Source organism: Pricia antarctica, assembly GCF_900101815.1.
GTDB lineage: Bacteria > Bacteroidota > Bacteroidia > Flavobacteriales > Flavobacteriaceae > Pricia > Pricia antarctica.
In genome coordinates this window covers 154,722-174,670 of sequence record NZ_FNAO01000002.1, presented here as the reverse complement: position 1 = coordinate 174,670, position 19,949 = coordinate 154,722, and the positions used below count along the sequence as shown (strand labels likewise).

Genomic DNA, 19,949 nt, shown 5'->3' with positions numbered 1-19,949 from the left:
GATTCTGATTATTGACTGCAAAAAAATTACTTTTATTCTACACTCTAAAACTGCGATTTGGTCAAATTATTGTATCAGCGGCAATTATACTTTATTTTTTTTCGCCTTAATTAAAGCCTTTCTTGTAGGCTTTGTACCACCTTTCGGGAATGTTCTGGTCGCAGGCCTCCAGATAGTCTTTCTCGGTGCAAGGTAATAACGCCGGTGAATTTGTTTTAGTATGCGGCGCCAAGATGGAGGGTACCTCTACCCACCACCGATCCGTAAGATGGCTTTTGTAGAACACCAACTGCTCAATATCGGTCGGAACGTTATATTTAGTGAAGTCATCGGCCCTGTTGTAGGGTGATTCGGTGATGCGAAAATTAAAACCCTCGACAAAATACCAAATAATCTGTGCCATCAACTGGGCGGATTGAACGGTATTCTCCATCTCATAGATACCAAAAATGCTTACGTTATCGCTGATACCGGCATATCGTGCAATCGCACATATTTCGCGGCCGGTAAAACCATTTGGAGAGAAACTGTCGGATAGACCGATTTCGCTGGCACGTACGGCACGGGCGTCCATACTGATCATGTGGGCGTTGCGCAAGACCGGTTCGGCCAATGAAATATCGGCACCCAACTCGCCTAGGCGATAGGCATCGAAAAATAGCCGTTCCATTAAATCGATTTCTTCCTGGGCATTAAAATAGCTCTGGTAGCCGATGTTCGAAAAATTGAAAAGATTATTGGGTTTTTCGGTAATGATTTTGCTCATATAGGAATGTGAGGAGATAAGTTCATCGTCCATCCCGAAATCGAAGCGACTGTCTACGGCCACCAGATTGACCAGGTCTTTGATACCGTCGAACGCCCGATAGGCAGGGTAGGTAATATCTTGGGTCGCACCTATAATAACGGGGACGATATTTTTCCGCACTAGTTCGGCCAGCGCGTTCCGGACCACAAAATAGGTATCTTCCACCGTTTCGCCTTCTTCGATATTGCCCATATCGGCGAGGTTGGAATTCCAGTTGCCGCGAAATAACTTGTAAAGTTGAATACGGATGGCAGAAATATTCAGTTTTTCAGGTTTCTTCTCAAAGGCGTTGCGGGATTCACGTACGCCGAGGATGGCGATGGATATGGATTCAAGGTTGGGGAGTCCGTCGCGTTTTGTATGAATTTTCAGGTATTTGCCTAAGGCCTGTGCCGGAAGCAGTTCACAGTGTGCGAGGACTTTGTCTTCGACGGGAGTAAGAAAATCAAATGCCATTGTTGTTGTTTATGGGTTTGTTTTATGGAGTTTATAGTTTGGGGTTGGAAGAGGTAAAAAGGAAAAGAGTTAGGGGCAAGGTGCTAGGAATTCGGTGCAAGATGCTGGTTTTGCTCGTCATTGGAAGGAGCCAACTGCTAATTTTAAATATATTCCAATGTCAAAGGCGACGCGGCAATCTGTTGCAGCCATCGAAAAGTCTTTAACCCCATGTGGGTTAACCAGTTTGCCGCGTCGCGGGAAATCATCTCTTAAATCGAACTTCGAAGTCGCTCCTCGCAAAGGCGAATGTTTTTGAAAGGGCTACAGTGATTGCAATCGCCTATTTCTTCTTCGCCGTCTTCTTTTTCTTTGGTGCTTTCTTTGCCGATTTTTTCTTCGGGGCCTTCTTCTCGATTAAGGCCTGTGCCTCTTTCAAAGACATGGCCGCCGCATCCACCGATTTGGCAAGCTCTACTTTGGTCTTTCCTTTTATAATATTATGTCGGCCCCATCGGGCTTTTTCGATGCGGATGCCTTCTTCTTCCCAATTTTGAACGACCTTATCGATTTCCTTTTGTTTTTTGGCCTCGATCAGTTCGATCACGTCGGCCTCCGATAGGTTATCGAAATCATACTTTTTGTTGACATTGATGAACATGCCGTCCCATTTGATAAACGGCCCGAAACGGCCCGTTCCCTTCGTTACATCCTTATCCTCATAGCTAAAAATAGGGGCATCGGCCTTTTGCTTTTCCTTAATAAGCTCCACAGCCCTTTCAAAATCGACCTCGAAAGCACTTTCATCTTTTCCAAGGGATACGAACTTTTTACCGAAACGTACATATGGGCCATATCGGCCCACATTGGCCTCTACCTCCTCGCCTTCAAAAACCCCCAGTTTTCTTGGAAGCTTGAACAGTTCCATAGCCTCATCGTAGGTTATTGTAGCAAGGGACTGGTCTGGCAACAGGCTTGCGAACTTGGGTTTTTCCTCATCGTCGACCGTGCCCATCTGTACCATCGGCCCGAACCGGCCCAAACGAACGGAGACCTGCCTGCCCGACTTGGGATCTTCGCCCAAGACCCGCTCCCCGCTGGCGCGGTCGGCGTTTTCCTCTACATCGAGCACGGTGGGATGAAAATCTTTATAAAAGTTTTTCATCACCTTTTGCCAATCTTCATCGCCCTCCGCAATTTCGTCAAATTCTTCCTCTACCCTAGCGGTAAAATTGTAATCCAAAATGTTCCCGAAATGGCTCACCAAAAAATCGGTGACGATCATACCAATGTCGGTAGGTACCATTTTGCCCTTATCCGATCCCACGGTCTCGGTCAGCTTCCTTGCTTTGACAGATCCGGATTCCAATAATAACTGTACGTATTTTCTTTCGATACCTTCGATCGTACCTTTCTCCACATATCCCCTATTTTGAATGGTCGATATGGTCGGTGCGTAGGTTGAAGGTCGCCCGATACCTAGCTCTTCCAATTTTTTTACAAGGGATGCTTCCGTAAAACGGTAGGGTGGCCTTGTAAAACGTTCGGTCGCCGAAATATAATTGTTCAGCAAGGTTTCACCGACTTTCATGGCGGGCAGCATTCCGTCTTGTTCTTCAGGAGTGTCTTCTTCATCGGAACTTTCAAGGTATACCTTGAGAAATCCGTCGAATTTAATAACCTCGCCATTGGCCGTAAATTCCTCGGAATGGGTACTGGCCTTGATCTTTACATTGGTGCGTTCCAATTGGGCATCGCTCATTTGTGAGGCGATGGTACGTTTCCATATCAGATCATAAAGTTTTGATTGGTCGCGCTCCAAAGAAGGCGATGAATTGGTCATCTCCGTGGGACGAATGGCCTCGTGGGCTTCTTGGGCACCCTTTGATTTTCCCTTAAAATTTCGGACCGTACTGTATTTTTCACCATAATTGTCAATAATGGCGTCTTTTGCGGCAGAAATGGCCTCGCCTGAAAGGTTGACGCTATCGGTTCTCATGTACGTGATCAAGCCCGCTTCGTAGAGGCGTTGGGCGACCTGCATGGTTCTCCCTACCGAAAAATAAAGTTTTCTTGAGGCTTCCTGTTGTAATGTGGATGTCGTAAACGGTGCGGAAGGCGATTTCTTAGCAGGTTTCTTATCCAAATTCCCAACCGAAAAATCGGCGCCGATATTTTGGGTTAGAAACTTCTCAGCTGCTGATTGGGTCGCAAAGGTTTTATATAGTTTAGCGGTAAAAATACTACCTTCCTCAGTTTTGAATTCTGCAGATATTTTAAACGATGCTTCGGGCGCAAAGCCTTCAATATCCCTTTCGCGCTCAACAATCAAGCGCACGGCAACGGACTGCACCCGACCTGCGGAAAGGCCCGGTTTAATCTTTTTCCAAAGTACCGGAGATAGTTCGTATCCCACCAAACGGTCCAAAACTCGGCGTGCCTGTTGGGCATTTACCAAATTATAATTAATTTCCCTAGGATTTTCAATCGCTTTTTGAATGGCCGATTTCGTAATCGAGTTGAAAACGATACGCCGGGTCTTTTTCTTATCCAGCTTCAATTCCTCGGCCAAATGCCACGAAATGGCTTCCCCTTCCCGGTCTTCATCACTCGCCAACCAGATAATATCCGCTTTATCGGCAAGGGTCTTCAATTTTTTTACGAGTGCCTGTTTATCTTTGTCGACGATGTACTTGGGCTCAAAATTTTTCTCCACATCTACCCCCAATTCCTTGGAGGGTAGATCAGCGATGTGCCCGAAACTGGACTCCACCTTAAAATCCTTTCCTAAAAACTTTTCTATCGTCTTTGCCTTTGCGGGCGACTCAACTATCACTAAATTCTTGGCCATATATGGTTTTTTCGAGCCACAAAAGTAAATGAATTTTTTAATTTAGGGTCATACCTTATATATATGCATAAAAAAACGCCCTGAATCAAAGGGCGTTTTCACCAAGGTTTCAATGGTTCTATTTGAGATCAAAAGTACTCAGCAACCGGATATTGTCATCGAAATACTTGTATTGATACAGCACCTTATCGCCGATCATAAGCAGCGAGTTCTGTAAAGGGATGACATCGTAGGTAACAATATCCTTGAAATGGTTTAGGAGTTTTAAATCGTCTACATTGCTTTTATCGTAAACCTTGAGTCCGTCCGAACCGTCGCAGATGAACAATTTATCGTCCTTGAAACCCAATCCGTTCGGACCATTTAACGGATAAAATTTCTGTAGCACGGGATTTTTCAAATCCTTTAGGTTAACGATATACAATCCGCTTTCGGTATTTCCGCACCAAGTATCGCCCTTTAGGGTAACGTAGGCATAATCGCCATCGACAACTACAGGATCACAGGCGGTGCCGTGAATAAATTCTGAAATATAGATCGGTGTTTCCGGCGATGAAATATCATAGATATACATACCTTGTTGACCCCCGAGAAAAAGGATGTCGCCTTGGTTATAAATCGTTTCGATCGCTCCGTTAGTATAGACCTCTTGAAGGGTTTTCGGACTGTCAAGATTCGAAATATCAAAAATATTGATACTCGACCACTCCACCGCGTACAGGTAATCGCCCACGATCCTAAATCGGGCCAATGAACCGCCCTGACCGGTCGTAGACGTTTCTGGAGCGCTCGGTGCGGCGGCGTCACTACTACTTAAATTATTAAACGCCGCGCTATCTTCGTAATAAACAGCATTCGGATTATAACCGAACCTGTCTTCGAATTCGGAATTCGACAAATGTTCGGTTTTTACCTCCCATCCGATAACGGCCTCCTTGGTGAAATCCATATCGCCATAGTCATAAAAATCGGCATGGGGCCATGCGACATCGAAACCCACTGTACAGGTATATGGCTGATAAATGGCATTTTTAATCCTTTTTGCAGGCGGAATGTTTTCTATATCGGAAATATCCAGCACGACCAAATCCCCATAGCTATCGGCATACAGCCGGTCATCCTTGATGGAGATATCGTAATTGCCTTCCAACTTAATAAATCCGATATTTTTTGGGGCGCTCGGGTCGCTATTTTCCAAAATATGAAAGCCCCTGTTCACGTCATTGACAAACACATAATTCTTATAGGCATAGATTTTTCCCGATTCCTGCATAGCTACGGGCTCGGTCACGGAAACGGCCTCTTCCTTAAAGGCTGTCAATGCAGTGGTCAAGGGGGTAGCTATCAAATAATCTCGAGAGTCCGGTAAAATATCGTCCTTATCCTCTTCGCAGGAAATAAAGCCCAATGCGGCAACAAACAACACGAATACAAGGGTCTTTTTCATTTTTTTGGAATTTAAAGTGGTTAATTTATCAAATCTATCTGTAAAACTCCTTAGGAGTTCTATGGATAAGATACTCAGGACACTAAAACGTTGCGTCAGATTTTAAACTAATTTTATAACTGTCATTTTGTCACTAAAATGGAATTAGTGGTATATTTGCCCTTTCCTTAATTTTAATAGGATTTAGAGTAGGTAAAAGGATATGCAAAAAATTATTGACGAATCGGTTCAGGGCACTACCCTATCACCGAAAAAGCTAAAATCAAACGGCCGGAAGCTTTATATCGAAAGCTATGGCTGCCAGATGAACTTTTCCGACAGTGAAATCGTAGCTTCGATCTTGGCCAATGAAGGTTTCGATACCACCCAAGAACTCAACGAGGCCGATCTGGTTTTGATCAACACCTGCTCCATTCGCGAAAAGGCGGAACTCACCGTTCGCAAACGGCTCGAGAAATTCAACGCTGTCAAAAAATATCGCCCGCAGATGAAAGTCGGCGTTCTCGGTTGTATGGCCGAACGCCTAAAACATCAATTCTTAGAGGAAGAAAAAATTGTGGATATGGTGGTTGGCCCCGATGCCTACAAAGACCTGCCCAACCTCGTCCAGGAAATTGACGAAGGCCGAAATGCAGTAAATGTCATTCTTTCAAAAGAGGAAACCTATGGCGACGTGGCGCCCGTTCGCCTGAATTCAAACGGAATAACCGCTCTCGTTTCCATCACCCGCGGCTGCGACAATATGTGTACATTTTGCGTAGTTCCCTTTACTCGGGGGCGAGAACGTAGCCGTGACCCACAATCCATAGTTGAAGAGGTCAACGATCTTTGGGATAAGGGCTTTAAGGAAATTACCCTGCTTGGCCAAAACGTCGACAGTTATCTCTGGTATGGCGGGGGATTGAAAAAAGATTATAGCAAAGCTTCGGATATGGAAAAAGCGATGGCCGTCGATTTCGCGCAGCTTTTGGAGAATGTTGCTTTGGCACAGCCTAAAATGCGCATCCGGTTTTCGACCTCGAATCCACAGGATATGACCTTGGATGTCATCCGCATCATGGCAAAATATGATAACATCTGCAATTACGTGCATCTGCCCGTGCAAAGCGGTAGCAACCGTATCTTGAAAGCGATGAACCGCCTGCATACCCGCGAAGAATATTTTGAACTGATCGACAACATCCGAAAGATTATTCCCGATGTAGGTATTTCACAGGATATGATTTCCGGATTTCCAACGGAAACGGAGGCCGACCATCAAGATACCTTATCCTTATTGGAATACGTCAAGTACGATTACGGATTTATGTACGCCTATTCCGAACGCCCAGGTACCATGGCGGCGCGTAATTTGGAAGACGACGTACCTTTGGAGACCAAGAAACGGCGATTGGCCGAAATCATAGCCCTACAACGCAACCATTGCCAAGAACGCACAGCGCAGCACTTAGGCAAAACTCAGGAAGTTCTGATCGAAGGTCCGTCAAAAAAATCGGATAAACATTGGATGGGGCGCAATTCGCAGAATACCGTGGCCGTGTTTCCGAAAGAGGATTATAAGGTAGGGGATTTCGTAATGGTACGGATGGATAGTTGTACTTCGGCCACCTTATTAGGCGAGGCTGTTGGGAGGGTTCAGTAGGGAGCAGCGAATAGCGAATAGCGAATAGCGAATAGCGAATAGCGAATAATAATCAATACTTCCCCGTTTTTCGGGGATGTACAACATAAATAAGAAGATTCCCGACAAGGCTTGTGCTGAGCACAGCCGAAGGGCGGGAAAGACACAAAATGGAAAACGTTCAATCCATAAAACAGCGCTTTGAAATCATCGGTAACGATCCAAAGCTAAACCGTGCCATAGAAAAGGCAACGCAGGTGGCACCTACCGATATTTCTGTATTGGTGACCGGGGAAAGCGGGGTCGGTAAGGAAGCTATTCCCAAAATTATACATTCACTTTCGCACCGCAAGCATGCCAAGTACATCGCGGTGAATTGCGGGGCGATTCCCGAAGGCACCATCGACAGTGAGCTTTTCGGTCACGAAAAAGGGGCTTTTACAGGGGCTACCCAGACCCGTAACGGCTATTTCGAAGTGGCCGATGGCGGTACCATTTTTCTGGACGAGGTCGGCGAGCTGCCCTTGACCACCCAAGTGCGCCTTTTGCGGGTTTTGGAAAATGGAGAATTCCTGAAAGTAGGATCCTCTCAAGTGCAAAAGACCGATGTGCGTATCGTTGCGGCCACCAATATCAATATGTTCGAGGCCATTAAAAAAGAAAAGTTCCGAGAAGATCTGTACTATCGATTGAGTACGGTCGAAATTCATATTCCGCCCTTACGGGATAGACAGGAAGATATTCATTTGCTCTTTCGCAAATTCGCTTCCGATTTTGGCACCAAATACAAGATGCCCACCATTCGCTTGGAGGATAATGCGGTGCATCTCTTATTGAAATACCGTTGGCCGGGAAATATCCGCCAACTTCGAAATATTGCCGAACAGATATCGGTACTCGAACAGAGCCGCATCGTATCTTGGGATACCTTGAAAGGATATTTGCCCGATTCTAGCGGTTCGAACCTGCCCGCAGTGATCGGACAAAAAAAATCGGAAGGCGATTTTAGCAACGAAAGGGAGATACTCTACAAGGTACTTTTCGATATGAAAGGCGACCTCAACGACCTGAAGAAACTGACCTTGGCCTTGATGAGGAACAATGACGGCGACAAGGTTCAGGAAGAGAATGAGGGCCTTATACAAAAAATCTACGGCGATAACGGAGAAGATGTTATGGAAGACGACGACCGCGATCCGCTTGAAGTTCTGCAGTTGCCCGAGCACGATTCCTATAGACCGCCACAAAAATCGCCTCAAGAAGATAAGTACCATTTCGCCGAAGAAATCCAGGAAGAAGAAACCCTATCTTTACAGGAAAAGGAAGTAGAGCTCATCAAAAAATCGCTGGAGCGCAACCGGGGCAAACGAAAGGCCGCCGCCGGGGAACTCGGCATTTCGGAGCGGACGCTGTATCGGAAAATTAAGCAATATGATCTTTGATGGTTTGTGGTTTGCGATGGGCAGACTTATATAGTATAGTGTTTCCAATAAATGACGTTGAAAATTACCAAAGCCATAGAAACTGATGCTAAGAGTTTGACAGAATTATCAATTCGGTCGAAATGGTGCTGGAATTACGAAAAAGAACAAATCGAAGGTTGGAAAGAGGATGCAGAGAATTTTTACTCCAAACTTGGTTTCCGTGTCATCGGAAAACTAGAAAGTTCGATCAAGAATCGATTTCTATCCATAATGGCAATTGAAACTGCGGTCGTTAATAAAATTAAATACAGTTAATTTTGGAATTTGGAATTTTAAAAACAATAGCTTAAAAAATTGAAAAAGTATAAAGTAATTCTATTTTCATTCGTATTGGCCCTGTTCCAGAACAGCTGCGGCGTTTACAACTTTACCGGTGGTGATGTGGGTACGGCCAAGACATTTGCTGTGCCTAGGTTCCAGAATTACGCTACCCAAAATCCGGGTTCCGTTTTTGAACCGGGATTGGAACGGGATTTTACCCAAGCTTTACAGGATAGGATATTGAACCAGACCAGCTTGGACCTGACTTCCTCAAACGGAGACTTACTATATGAAGGTGAGATTGTGGAGTACCGTATCTCACCCATGAGCGCCACCGCCCAACAAACGGCCGCCCAAAACCGGTTATCAATGGCGGTGAACGTCCGTTTTTACAACAAGACAAAAGAGGATGCGGATTTTGAACAGCGTTTTTCGTTCTTTTATGATTTCCCCGCAGCGACCCAACCTTCCGCCATAAAAAGCGAAGCCCTCGAAATTATTTTTGAGCGGATTACCCAAGATATTTTCAATGAATCATTGGCAGATTGGTAATCGAAAAGAAATGAACGTAAAAGACTTCACATATCTCTTACAGCATCCTGACAAGGTGGTCTCCCCTTTACGGACCAACCAGTTGGAAGAGGTATTGGAAGAATTTCCCTATTTTCAAGCGGCACGTTCGCTTCATTTAAAGGGACTGAAAAGCCTGAACAGTTTCAAATACAACAATGCCCTGAAGGTTACCGCCGCTTACACGGCCGACCGCGAGGTGCTTTTTGATTTTATTACGTCCAAAAACTTCCTACAGAATAGTATTTCCGATACCCTATCGGGAAAAACTACGAGCTTGGTCGATACCGAAATCCAATCTGACGCCGTAATTCCTCAAAAATCGGTGGCCAATAATTCCGAAGCAGAGGAAGATACTGCGTTACCCTTGACCCAAGCCGAAGCGGACGCCCTGTTTGATCCGGGACTTTTCACATCCAAAGACCCCAAAATAGACAAAGCACTTAAAGAAGCCGAAAATAATACCTCCCGAGACCTGGAACTCGGTGAACCACTGCCCTTTACCAAAAAGGAAAAGTATTCTTTCAGCGAATGGCTTCAGCTAAGCTCCTTCAAAACGGTCAAAAGAGACGGAAGAAGTGAAGATGAGAAAGAAATGGAGAACATCCATTTTCCAATGGAGGAAAACCCCATAAAATCAAAAAGATTCGAGCTTATCGACAAATTCATTGCCGATAATCCAAAGATCAAACCCCAAAAAGACGTGCCGAAAGCGGCCATCCGAGATTCCGTTAATTTCGATACCAAAGAGCTGATGACAGAGACATTGGCCAAGGTGTATCTAGAGCAAAAAAAATATAAAAAAGCGATTCAGGCCTTCAAAATTTTAAGTTTGAAATATCCGGAAAAAAGTGGTTTCTTTGCAGACCGAATTAAAGCGGTCGAGCGACTTAAAGAGGATAATTCACAATAGTCAGTAATTGTTTTATACTTTAAGTGTAGCTTCGCCGGTTTCATCGATACAATTTTAGGTTACTGTAGAAGGCCAATAGTCGTACATTTTACCCTATTCCGCGACCAAGCCTTTACCTTTGACCTTCAACCTTTAACTTTTTCCCATGAGTACGTTTACCATATTTTTAATTCTTATCCTATTAGTCTGCTTTCTACTAATATTGGTCATAATGGTACAAAATCCTAAAGGTGGCGGGTTGTCGTCTTCTTTTGGCGGCGGTGGTAGCCAAATCGTAGGCGGAGTCAAAAAGACCGGTGACTTTCTGGACAAGAGCACATGGATTTTGGCCACATTTCTGGTGGTCCTGATTTTGGCATCCAATGTGTCTTTAAAAGGTAGCTTCGGTGAAGGCGAATCCAAATTGCTTAATGGAGACGACATTGAAACGACCCTGCCTGAAGAAGTGCCCGAATCTCTTCCCACAACACCTTCGGCCCCTGCAACGGACGAATCCAATCCAACGGATAGTCTTTAAAGCTTAAAAATCAAAAATAACTGACGGAAATGACAGTTCAGAGAAGATCTGAATTATGATCATTGGCATTTTTATGGTTCATTTTTGATACCGTTCTCTGAAAAATTTTTAACGACAGCACAGCTATGGTTCAAAATTTTAACGACGAAATCTGCAAAAGGGACTTGAAAAAACAGTGGATAAATTTCCGAACCGCCTCTAAAGTGACAAGCTGGCATTTTTGCTTTAACAAAGTGTCAGGTTTGAGGTAATGGCATAATTTCTGACTTGTAAGAAGGAGAATTTCATTTTTTAAAACTAAAACTAGAAATATGGCAAAAGTCAACATCAAACCATTGGCAGACCGAGTACTTATCGAACCAATGGCCGCCGAGACCAAAACAGCGTCCGGAATCTACATTCCCGATACGGCAAAAGAAAAACCTCAACAAGGCAAAGTCGTGGCGGTAGGCCCCGGCACCAAAGACGATAAGGTTACCGTCAAAGTTGGCGATAAAGTGCTTTACGGCAAATATGCAGGTACTGAACTCAAGCTTGAAGGAAATGATTATCTCATGATGCGCGAAAGTGACGTTTTGGCGATTATCTAGTACTTCTTTTGCCATTCCCGCTCAGGCGGGAATCCCGTGAATCACACTTCAAAAAATTTACGGGTTTTCAAGATATACTAATACGCTATATCAATACGGAAAGGCAAGAACCTTTTAAAGAACGCTTAAAGAAAAATTAAACAGCTTCCCGAGGAGGCTTATGCTGAGCGCATAAGATGTCTGGGGAAGACAAATAAATACGAAGTTTATTATGGCAAAAGATATAAAATTTGATTTGGATGCGCGCGATGGCCTCAAACGAGGTGTCGATGCTTTGGCAAATGCAGTGAAAGTGACTCTTGGACCCAAGGGTAGAAACGTTATTATCAGCAAATCTTTTGGTGCGCCACAGGTGACCAAAGATGGTGTTACGGTAGCGAAAGAAATAGAATTGGCGGATCCATTGGAAAACATGGGCGCGCAGATGGTAAAGGAAGTGGCCTCAAAAACCAACGACCTTGCCGGTGACGGTACTACTACTGCTACCGTTCTTGCGCAATCCATTGTTAAGGAAGGCTTGAAGAACGTTGCAGCGGGTGCAAACCCGATGGACCTCAAAAGAGGTATCGACAAAGCGGTCGAGGCCATCGTTGCCAATTTGAGGAAACAGTCTAAAAAAGTAGGCGATTCTTCCGATAAGATAAAACAAGTTGCTTCCATTTCGGCCAACAATGACGATACTATCGGCGAACTTATTGCCGAGGCATTTGGGAAAGTAGGTAAAGAAGGTGTTATCACCGTAGAGGAATCCAAAGGAACGGATACTTATGTAGATATCGTAGAGGGTATGCAGTTCGACAGGGGGTATCTTTCTCCGTACTTCGTTACCAATTCCGAAAAAATGGTGTCCGAGTTGGAAAATCCTTATATCCTTCTATTCGACAAGAAAATTTCTTCCATGAAAGACTTGCTTCCCGTATTGGAGCCCGTGGCACAATCTGGAAAGCCTTTGTTAATCATTGCCGAAGATGTAGACGGGGAAGCCTTGGCTACCTTAGTCGTGAATAAATTGAGGGGTTCGTTGAAAATCGCAGCCGTTAAGGCTCCAGGTTTCGGTGACCGAAGAAAAGCAATGTTAGAGGATCTTGCCATCCTAACTGGGGGCACCGTAATTTCCGAAGAGAGAGGTTTCTCTTTAGAGAATACCACCTTGGAGATGTTGGGTACCTGTGAAAAGGTATCTATCGATAAAGACAACACTACCCTGGTAAACGGTGGTGGTGTCCAGAAGGATATCAAGACGCGTGTCAACCAGATTAAATCACAAATCGAAACCACTACTTCCGATTATGATAAGGAGAAACTTCAGGAGCGTCTGGCCAAATTGGCTGGCGGTGTCGCCGTACTATATGTTGGTGCCGCATCCGAAGTAGAAATGAAGGAGAAAAAAGACCGTGTAGATGATGCATTGCATTCTACTCGGGCAGCTGTCGAAGAAGGCATTGTTGCCGGTGGTGGTGTTGCCCTGATCCGTGCCAAATCTGTACTTGCCAAAGTTCAGACCGAGAACGCCGATGAAGCCACCGGACTACAAATTGTAGCGAGGGCCATCGAATCACCGTTGCGTATTATCGTAGAAAATGCAGGTGGTGAAGGTTCTGTAGTTGCTGCAAAAGTATTGGATGGTAAAAATGATTTTGGATACGATGCGAAATCTGAAAAATACGTCGAAATGTTTAAAGCAGGTATCATCGACCCGACCAAAGTGACCCGTATCGCATTGGAAAATGCCGCTTCGGTCGCCGGAATGATATTGACCACAGCATGTGCCTTGACCGAGATTAAGGAAGAAGCTGCCGGCGGCGGCGGAATGCCCCATGGCGGCGGAATGCCTGGAATGATGTAGTCATTAGCCTCTACATGCAAATTATAAATTGTTAAAAAACCGTCCCGATATTTGTATCGGGGCGGTTTTTTTTGCTTAGCTAAAGCGATTGTAAAATACTATCTTTTATTTGAGCTTGGAAAAAAATTTCCCGATTCTCGGAATTAGGCCCACCTTTGGCCGTACTCAATGATTTTGTGGCATCTCCATTTAAAAGATTTTCAACAATCATCCTTGGACTCCAAGCCCATGAACAAACCACTGGACGTTGTTAAAATTACTTTTTAAATCCGGTTGGCGAGTAGCAAAATCCGATTCTATATTTGATAACGAAATCGACAGTGCGATTGTGTCGGCAAACTCTTAGTAGTACCTTTGCCAAATGAAAAATGATTTTTGGCATATTAAAGAAAGTCCTCTCAGCGAACACCCTGGTGCGATAATGAGTTCCTAATAACATCGCTTTAACATGTCAAATAGTACCCCTAATCGCATAAACTATACTTTTCAACCTGCTTTCACGTTAATCATCAAGAAAGTTCCCAACCGCCCTTATGGGTTTTGGGATCCTTCAGTTGAAAAATAACTAAATTATAAGTGAAACGGTATTTAATGAAATTGATTTATGAAGTACGACTTGATTTATTTGGTAGACGATTTCGATGTGGTAAATTTCCTGCATCGTATACTACTCAGGAAATTGGGCCTGGAAGAGCGGGCAAAGGTATTCACAAACCCCGAAAAGGCCTTGGAAGACATTCAAGCGCATGGCGGAGAAGATTTACGAATATTAATTCTGCTGGATATCAACATGCCAGAGATGAGCGGCTTCGAGTTTTTAGAACACATGATGGTAGGTACATTTTCCCAGAATATCGATGTAATCATCGTGACCTCCTCCGTTTCGGAATCCGATATGGGTTTAGCGAAAGAATATCCCCGTTTCGTAAGGGATTTTGTGACCAAGCCCTTGCAGATTAACAGACTAAGGGACATCACTAAATCGGTCGATGGAATCGAAAAATCAAATCTGCCGTAGAGAAGGCGCGCGTTGTTAACCTACGTAAAAGTGACACAAATGGATGATAAAGTCCCGATTTACGATACTGTATTTATGGTAGACGATGATCCTATCGTCAACTTCGTACACCAAAAGATCATAGGAAATATTGGCATAGTCAACGAGATACGGTCCTTTATCGACCCTAGGAAGGCCTTGGCGGAACTGCGTTCCGAGCTTTGCCACGCAGGGAAGAGCATATTGGTGTTCTTGGATCTCAATATGCCTAAGATGAGCGGCTTCGAATTTTTGGAATTCATGGAGCTCGAAGATTTTAGTTTGAACGTCGATGTCATCGTGGTGACTTCATCCATTTGCGAAAATGACAGGCTTTTGGCGGAACTGCATCCCCGGTTCTTAAGGGATTTCGTTACCAAGCCCCTAAAGGCTGAAGACCTTAAGAAAATCGTTGCATACCCCTAATCTTAATTGAGTGACGCTTAGCAAGGCCCCCAGCTGGGCCTTTTTTTTAAGAGGACTTGAGGTTTCAGGCTTTCCAAGACTCAAAATAAAGGTATTTCACCAACTCTTCCCGGAACTCTTTTCTGCAGATAGTAAGAAATAGCCTACTTTTGGTTCTGATTTATATTTTTTATATTTAGTTCAATACTTTCCAAAACAATCAATAATGACAGACGGTTTCGAAAAGAAAAGACTCCAAGACCTGAAGTCCATGAAGCTTTTGGACACCCTTCCCGAAAAAGAATATGATGATTTAACCAATCTGGCGGCTTTCATCTGTGACACTCCTATCTCTCTGGTCACGCTTGTAACCAATACCCGACAGTTTTTTAAATCACACCATGGAATATCCATTACCGAAACGCCGATCGAGTTGTCATTTTGTGCCCATGCCCTCAAAACGCCTCTTGACGTTTTTATTGTGGAAGATGCCAGAAATGATATGCGTTTCAAAGATAATCCATTGGTCAAGGGTGAACCGAATGTTGTTTTTTATGCCGGAATGCCCTTGGTAAGTAGTGAAGGTAATGCTTTGGGCACACTGTGTGTTGTAGATATGAAGCCACGAAAGCTTGAACAAAAGCAACTGGAGGCCTTGAGATCCTTGGCCAATCAAGTGACTCATCTTTTTGAACTTCGTAAAAACCGGATGGAGATCGAGCGAAGTGAAAAGAGATTCAAAGGCTTGGTTCAAAGTGGCTCGGATTTGATAGCCATCCTCGATTTTGAGGCCAACTACCAATATGTTAGCCCAACTTCTGTAAATGTCTTAGGTATCGCTCCGGAGGAGTTTGTAGGTAAAAATGCCCTTGAATTTATTCATCCTGATGACAAGGAAGCGGCCTATGCCAGTCTTTTGCGCTTGGAAAATGAAAAACAACTCACTCTCAAACCCTTTAGATTTAAACATGGCGATGGTTCTTGGCGATGGATAGAAACCATAATCACCAACCTGACGGACGACCCCGCCATAAGTGGACTGGTGGCCAATTCACGAGATATTACGACACGTATAACATCGGAAAAGGCCATTAAAGAATCGGAACGACGCTATTCCGATCTCTTTCACCTTAGCCCACAGCCTATGTGGGTCTATGACATCGATACTTTGAAGTTTCTGGATGTTAATAAAGCCGCCATTAAACACTATGGACATTCTTATGAAGAGTTTCTGAATATGACCATACGAAAAATAAGGCCCGAAACTGAAATCATAAAATTAGAAGCGAACCTCAAACTTTCACAACAAAAAGAAAAGCATTACACACATGGTGAGTACGTGCATAGAAAAAAAAACGGTGAGGAGATTATAGTTGATATTCGAACTAATATCTTGTCGTATAAAGGAAAAAAGGCGAAAGTGGTACTGGTAACCGATATTACCGAACGCTATAAATATATGCAGGCCATGGAGGCGCAAAACGAGAAGCTCAAAAAAATTGCCTGGACGCAATCGCATGTGGTGCGCGCACCGCTTGCACGTATAATGGGATTGATCGATCTGCTCAAGGAAGATTCTCCCTCAGTTGATCAAAAGGAAAAGGAACAACTTCTAGAACATATATTTCAATCGGCAACTGAATTCGATGAAATCATTAGAAATATCGTCAATACTACCCAGCATTCTTCTGAGAATTATACCCTCGGGGAGTAAACAAGCATTTTTTCCGATTTCTTTACCTTTGCACAAACTAGCGATACATGTTCGACCGACTACGAAAAGAAATTCCCATACTACTCAAACGTTCAGAATTGAAGACCGATATTCGACTACAGCAAGTATGCGAGCTTTTAAAAAATTCGGTACCTCATTACGACTGGGTAGGATTTTACTTCAAGAACGGCGATAAAGAGGAGCTCAAACTCGGGCCTTATGCAGGCGCTCCTACAGATCACACCATTATTCCCTTCGGAAAAGGGATTTGCGGACAGGTGGCCGTTAGCAACCAGAATTTCGTAGTGCCCGACGTGCAGGCGCAAGACAATTATATCGCGTGCAGCATTAGCGTGAAAGCGGAAATTGTCGTGCCGCTCTTCATAAACGGTGAAAATATCGGGCAAATCGATATTGATTCCAACACCCCAGATCCGTTTACGGAGGAAGATGAGCGGTTTTTGGAGTTTGTAAACCTTGAGGTTGCGAAAATATGGGTTTAAAACTTCCTTTTAATTGTTGATAACCTCACTGCCGTTTTCCTTGTAAAAAAAGTACTTTTGCATGTCCGAGAAATCATATGGGGTACAGCAATTCCTATCCCAACTATAACCACATAAAAATGAGTGTCAAAAAAGCTACTTCAGCTCTAATTTCCGTTTTCCATAAGGATGGATTGGAACCTATCGTCAAAAAATTCAAGGAACTGGGCATCACCATCTATTCCACTGGAGGAACGGAAAAATTCATAAGGGACCTTGGCATCGAAGTAATTCCCGTCGAGGAGGTGACCAGCTACCCTTCCATATTAGGGGGACGCGTGAAAACCTTGCATCCTAAAGTGTTCGGCGGTATCTTGAACCGACAGGATAATGCAAGTGACGTAGCCCAGTTAGAAGAGTTCGACATTCCACAGTTGGATATTGTTATCGTGGATCTTTATCCCTTCGAGAAAACGGTTGCCAGTGGAGCTTCCGAACAGGATATTATTGAAAAAATCGATATCGGGGGGATTTCCCTAATTCGAGCGGCCGCCAAAAACTATAAAGATGTGCTCTGTGTGTCTTCCATGGAAGATTATGGGGAATTTCTGGAAATTATTTCCCAAGAAAACGGAAGCACATCCCTTGAAAACCGTAAAAATTTCGCCGCCAAGGCGTTTAATATCTCCTCGCATTACGATTCGGCCATTTTCAACTATTTCAACAAAGACCATGTAATAGCCTCCTTAAAAATCAGCGAAACCAAGGGACAGGTCTTGCGCTATGGTGAAAATCCGCATCAAAGAGGATTTTTCTATGGCGATTTCGAGGCGATGTTCACCAAATTGCACGGCAAGGAACTTTCGTACAATAACTTATTGGACGTCGATGCCGCCGTCAACCTGATGAACGAATTCAAGGGCGATATGCCGACCTTTGCCATTTTAAAACACAACAACGCCTGCGGATTGGCGCAGCGGGAAACCATTCATCAGGCCTATGTAGACGCGCTGGCCGGTGACCCGGTTTCCGCTTTCGGAGGCATTTTGATCAGCAATGTCGAAATCGATAAAGCCACCGCCGAAGAAATTCATCAGCTTTTCTGTGAAGTGGTCATTGCACCCAGCTATTCCGATGATGCGCTAGAAGCCTTAAAAGGAAAGAAAAATAGGATTATCCTTATTCAGAAGGAAGTAGTTTTACCCGACAGGATCGTCCGTACTTGCCTGAACGGTGTTTTGGTTCAGGATAAAGACCATAAAACGGACAGCCTATCCGACTTTCAGTATGCTACGGAAAAACGGCCTTCCAAAAAAGAACTGGAAGACCTTATTTTTGCGTCGAAGCTTTGCAAGCATACCAAATCGAATACCATTGTGCTCGCGAAGAACAAACAACTATGCGCCAGCGGTACCGGGCAGACCAGCCGTGTAGATGCCTTGAATCAGGCCATCCATAAAGCCCGATTTTTTAAATTTGATCTCGAAGGCGCGGTCATGGCCAGCGATGCATTTTTTCCGTTTCCGGATTGCGTCGAAATCGCCGAAAAAAGTGGTATCAGCAGCGTTATACAGCCCGGGGGATCTATTAAAGACCAACTGAGTATCGATTATTGCAACGCCAATTCTATAGCTATGGTCATGACGGGCACGCGCCATTTTAAACATTGAATAGCTAGTATCGATGCTTTTGCACCCTATTCAATTTAATCAAGAAAACAAAATTTAATCGTTAAATCGGGGGCTGAAATCGTTGTTTTTAGTAGCTTAGCCTTCAATACTTTATCGTTTGACCATCATAAGCGTCGAATTCACAACATTAACTCTTTACAACTAGCTAATTTTGTTACTTTTGTCGATGAAACGCATATAACTGGTCTTGCGTTATCGACCCTTATCGAACTAGTAACATAACCAATATATAAAATGGGATTTTTTGATTTCTTGACCGAGGAAATTGCCATCGACCTAGGGACGGCGAATACACTCATCATCCATAATGACAAAGTCGTTGTCGACAGTCCGTCTATCGTGGCCCGTGACCGCATTTCCGGTAAAATCATCGCCGTAGGCAAAGAGGCCAACCTGATGCAGGGCAAGACCCACGAAAACATCAAGACCATCAGGCCGTTGAAAGACGGTGTTATCGCGGACTTTGATGCCTCTGAAAAGATGATCAATATGTTCATAAAGAACATTCCTGCCCTGAAGCAAAAATGGTTTCCACCAGCTTTGCGTATGGTCATCTGCATTCCATCGGGCATCACCGAGGTGGAAATGCGTGCCGTAAAAGAATCCGCAGAACGCGTAAACGGCAAGGAAGTCTACCTTATCCACGAACCTATGGCCGCCGCTATCGGTATCGGCCTTGACATCATGCAACCCAAGGGAAACATGATTGTTGACATTGGTGGTGGAACGACAGAAATCGCGGTTATCGCCTTGGGCGGGATCGTTTGTGACAAATCCGTAAAAATCGCGGGCGATGTCTTTACCAACGATATCATCTATTATATGCGTACCCAGCATAACCTCTATGTTGGCGAAGCTACCGCGGAAAATATAAAGATTGAGATCGGTGCGGCAACGGAAGATCTTCAGACACCGCCCGACGATAAATCCGTACAGGGGCGTGACCTTCTGACCGGAAAACCGAAACAGGTACAGATATCCTACCGCGAAATCGCGAAGGCTTTGGACAAGTCCATCCTACGTGTCGAAGATGCCGTTATGGAGACCCTCTCCCAAACACCTCCAGAATTGGCCGCGGACATCTATAATACCGGAATCTACATGGCCGGTGGCGGATCGATGCTTCGTGGATTAGATCGCAGGCTATCCCAAAAAACGGACCTTCCTGTATATATTGCCGAAGATCCTTTGCGGGCGGTCGTTCGTGGTACGGGAATCGCCTTAAAGAACTTAGATCGGTACAAGAGCATCCTTATTAAGTAAAAGGACCGGTGATAG

Annotated in this window: 17 protein-coding genes; 14 read left to right on the top strand and 3 right to left on the bottom strand. The window is 44.3% G+C overall.

Translation table 11 applies throughout. The features are described 5' to 3' along the window. Positions 1–106 precede the first annotated feature (106 nt). The 3 genes from BLT07_RS03595 to BLT07_RS03585 all read right to left on the bottom strand — a co-directional run bounded on the left by BLT07_RS03595 (position 107) and on the right by BLT07_RS03585 (position 5,541). The gene (locus BLT07_RS03595; RefSeq protein ID WP_091865894.1) at positions 107–1,264 is read right to left on the bottom strand and encodes a formimidoylglutamase; all 1,158 of its coding nucleotides are present in this window, start codon (positions 1,262–1,264) and stop codon (positions 107–109) included. 322 nt (positions 1,265–1,586) lie between these two features. Further along, entirely contained in the window at positions 1,587–4,094 is a 2,508-nt protein-coding gene (gene topA / locus BLT07_RS03590; protein ID WP_091865892.1) for a type I DNA topoisomerase, read from the bottom strand. A 118-nt stretch (positions 4,095–4,212) separates the two neighbouring features. Then, entirely contained in the window at positions 4,213–5,541 is a 1,329-nt protein-coding gene (locus tag BLT07_RS03585; RefSeq protein WP_091865890.1) for an LVIVD repeat-containing protein, read from the bottom strand. Between the two features lie 202 nt (positions 5,542–5,743). On the opposite strand from BLT07_RS03585, the gene miaB reads away from it, so the two are divergent. The 14 genes from miaB to BLT07_RS03515 all read left to right on the top strand — a co-directional run bounded on the left by miaB (position 5,744) and on the right by BLT07_RS03515 (position 19,934). Next, positions 5,744–7,183, top strand: coding sequence for a tRNA (N6-isopentenyl adenosine(37)-C2)-methylthiotransferase MiaB (miaB, locus tag BLT07_RS03580; protein ID WP_091865888.1), 1,440 nt, complete (start codon positions 5,744–5,746; stop codon positions 7,181–7,183). Between the two features lie 149 nt (positions 7,184–7,332). Beyond that, positions 7,333–8,604, top strand: a complete 1,272-nt coding sequence (locus BLT07_RS03575; protein ID WP_091865886.1) for a sigma-54 interaction domain-containing protein — start codon at positions 7,333–7,335, stop codon at positions 8,602–8,604. A 57-nt stretch (positions 8,605–8,661) separates the two neighbouring features. After that, a complete protein-coding gene (locus BLT07_RS03570; protein ID WP_139205096.1) occupies positions 8,662–8,901 on the top strand; it encodes a hypothetical protein in 240 nt (79 codons plus the stop codon). Between the two features lie 39 nt (positions 8,902–8,940). After that, positions 8,941–9,459: an LptE family protein gene (locus tag BLT07_RS03565; protein ID WP_091865882.1), complete on the top strand. Its 519-nt coding sequence runs from the start codon at positions 8,941–8,943 to the stop codon at positions 9,457–9,459. A 10-nt stretch (positions 9,460–9,469) separates the two neighbouring features. Then, positions 9,470–10,390: a hypothetical protein gene (locus BLT07_RS03560; RefSeq protein ID WP_091866465.1), complete on the top strand. Its 921-nt coding sequence runs from the start codon at positions 9,470–9,472 to the stop codon at positions 10,388–10,390. A gap of 145 nt (positions 10,391–10,535) precedes the next feature. Beyond that, on the top strand, positions 10,536–10,907 hold the full coding sequence (secG, locus tag BLT07_RS03555; RefSeq protein WP_091865880.1) for a preprotein translocase subunit SecG: 372 nt from the start codon (positions 10,536–10,538) through the stop codon (positions 10,905–10,907). A 311-nt stretch (positions 10,908–11,218) separates the two neighbouring features. Continuing rightward, on the top strand, positions 11,219–11,497 hold the full coding sequence (locus tag BLT07_RS03550) for a co-chaperone GroES (protein ID WP_091865878.1): 279 nt from the start codon (positions 11,219–11,221) through the stop codon (positions 11,495–11,497). Between the two features lie 211 nt (positions 11,498–11,708). Further along, entirely contained in the window at positions 11,709–13,343 is a 1,635-nt protein-coding gene (gene groL / locus BLT07_RS03545; protein ID WP_091865876.1) for a chaperonin GroEL, read from the top strand. A gap of 604 nt (positions 13,344–13,947) precedes the next feature. Then, positions 13,948–14,361: a response regulator gene (locus BLT07_RS03540; RefSeq protein ID WP_091865874.1), complete on the top strand. Its 414-nt coding sequence runs from the start codon at positions 13,948–13,950 to the stop codon at positions 14,359–14,361. Positions 14,362–14,400: 39 nt separating this feature from the next. Then, positions 14,401–14,805 carry a response regulator gene (locus tag BLT07_RS03535; RefSeq protein WP_091865872.1) on the top strand — a complete coding sequence of 135 codons (405 nt, stop codon included), beginning with the start codon at positions 14,401–14,403 and terminating at the stop codon, positions 14,803–14,805. A gap of 205 nt (positions 14,806–15,010) precedes the next feature. Next, positions 15,011–16,498 carry a PAS domain S-box protein gene (locus BLT07_RS03530; RefSeq protein WP_091865871.1) on the top strand — a complete coding sequence of 496 codons (1,488 nt, stop codon included), beginning with the start codon at positions 15,011–15,013 and terminating at the stop codon, positions 16,496–16,498. 47 nt (positions 16,499–16,545) lie between these two features. Continuing rightward, positions 16,546–17,001, top strand: coding sequence for a GAF domain-containing protein (locus tag BLT07_RS03525; RefSeq protein WP_091865869.1), 456 nt, complete (start codon positions 16,546–16,548; stop codon positions 16,999–17,001). A gap of 119 nt (positions 17,002–17,120) precedes the next feature. Further along, positions 17,121–18,650 carry a bifunctional phosphoribosylaminoimidazolecarboxamide formyltransferase/IMP cyclohydrolase gene (gene purH / locus BLT07_RS03520; protein WP_091866463.1) on the top strand — a complete coding sequence of 510 codons (1,530 nt, stop codon included), beginning with the start codon at positions 17,121–17,123 and terminating at the stop codon, positions 18,648–18,650. Positions 18,651–18,905: 255 nt separating this feature from the next. Further along, complete coding sequence (locus BLT07_RS03515) at positions 18,906–19,934, top strand: rod shape-determining protein (protein WP_091865867.1); 1,029 nt, start codon at positions 18,906–18,908, stop codon at positions 19,932–19,934. Positions 19,935–19,949: the final 15 nt, after the last annotated feature.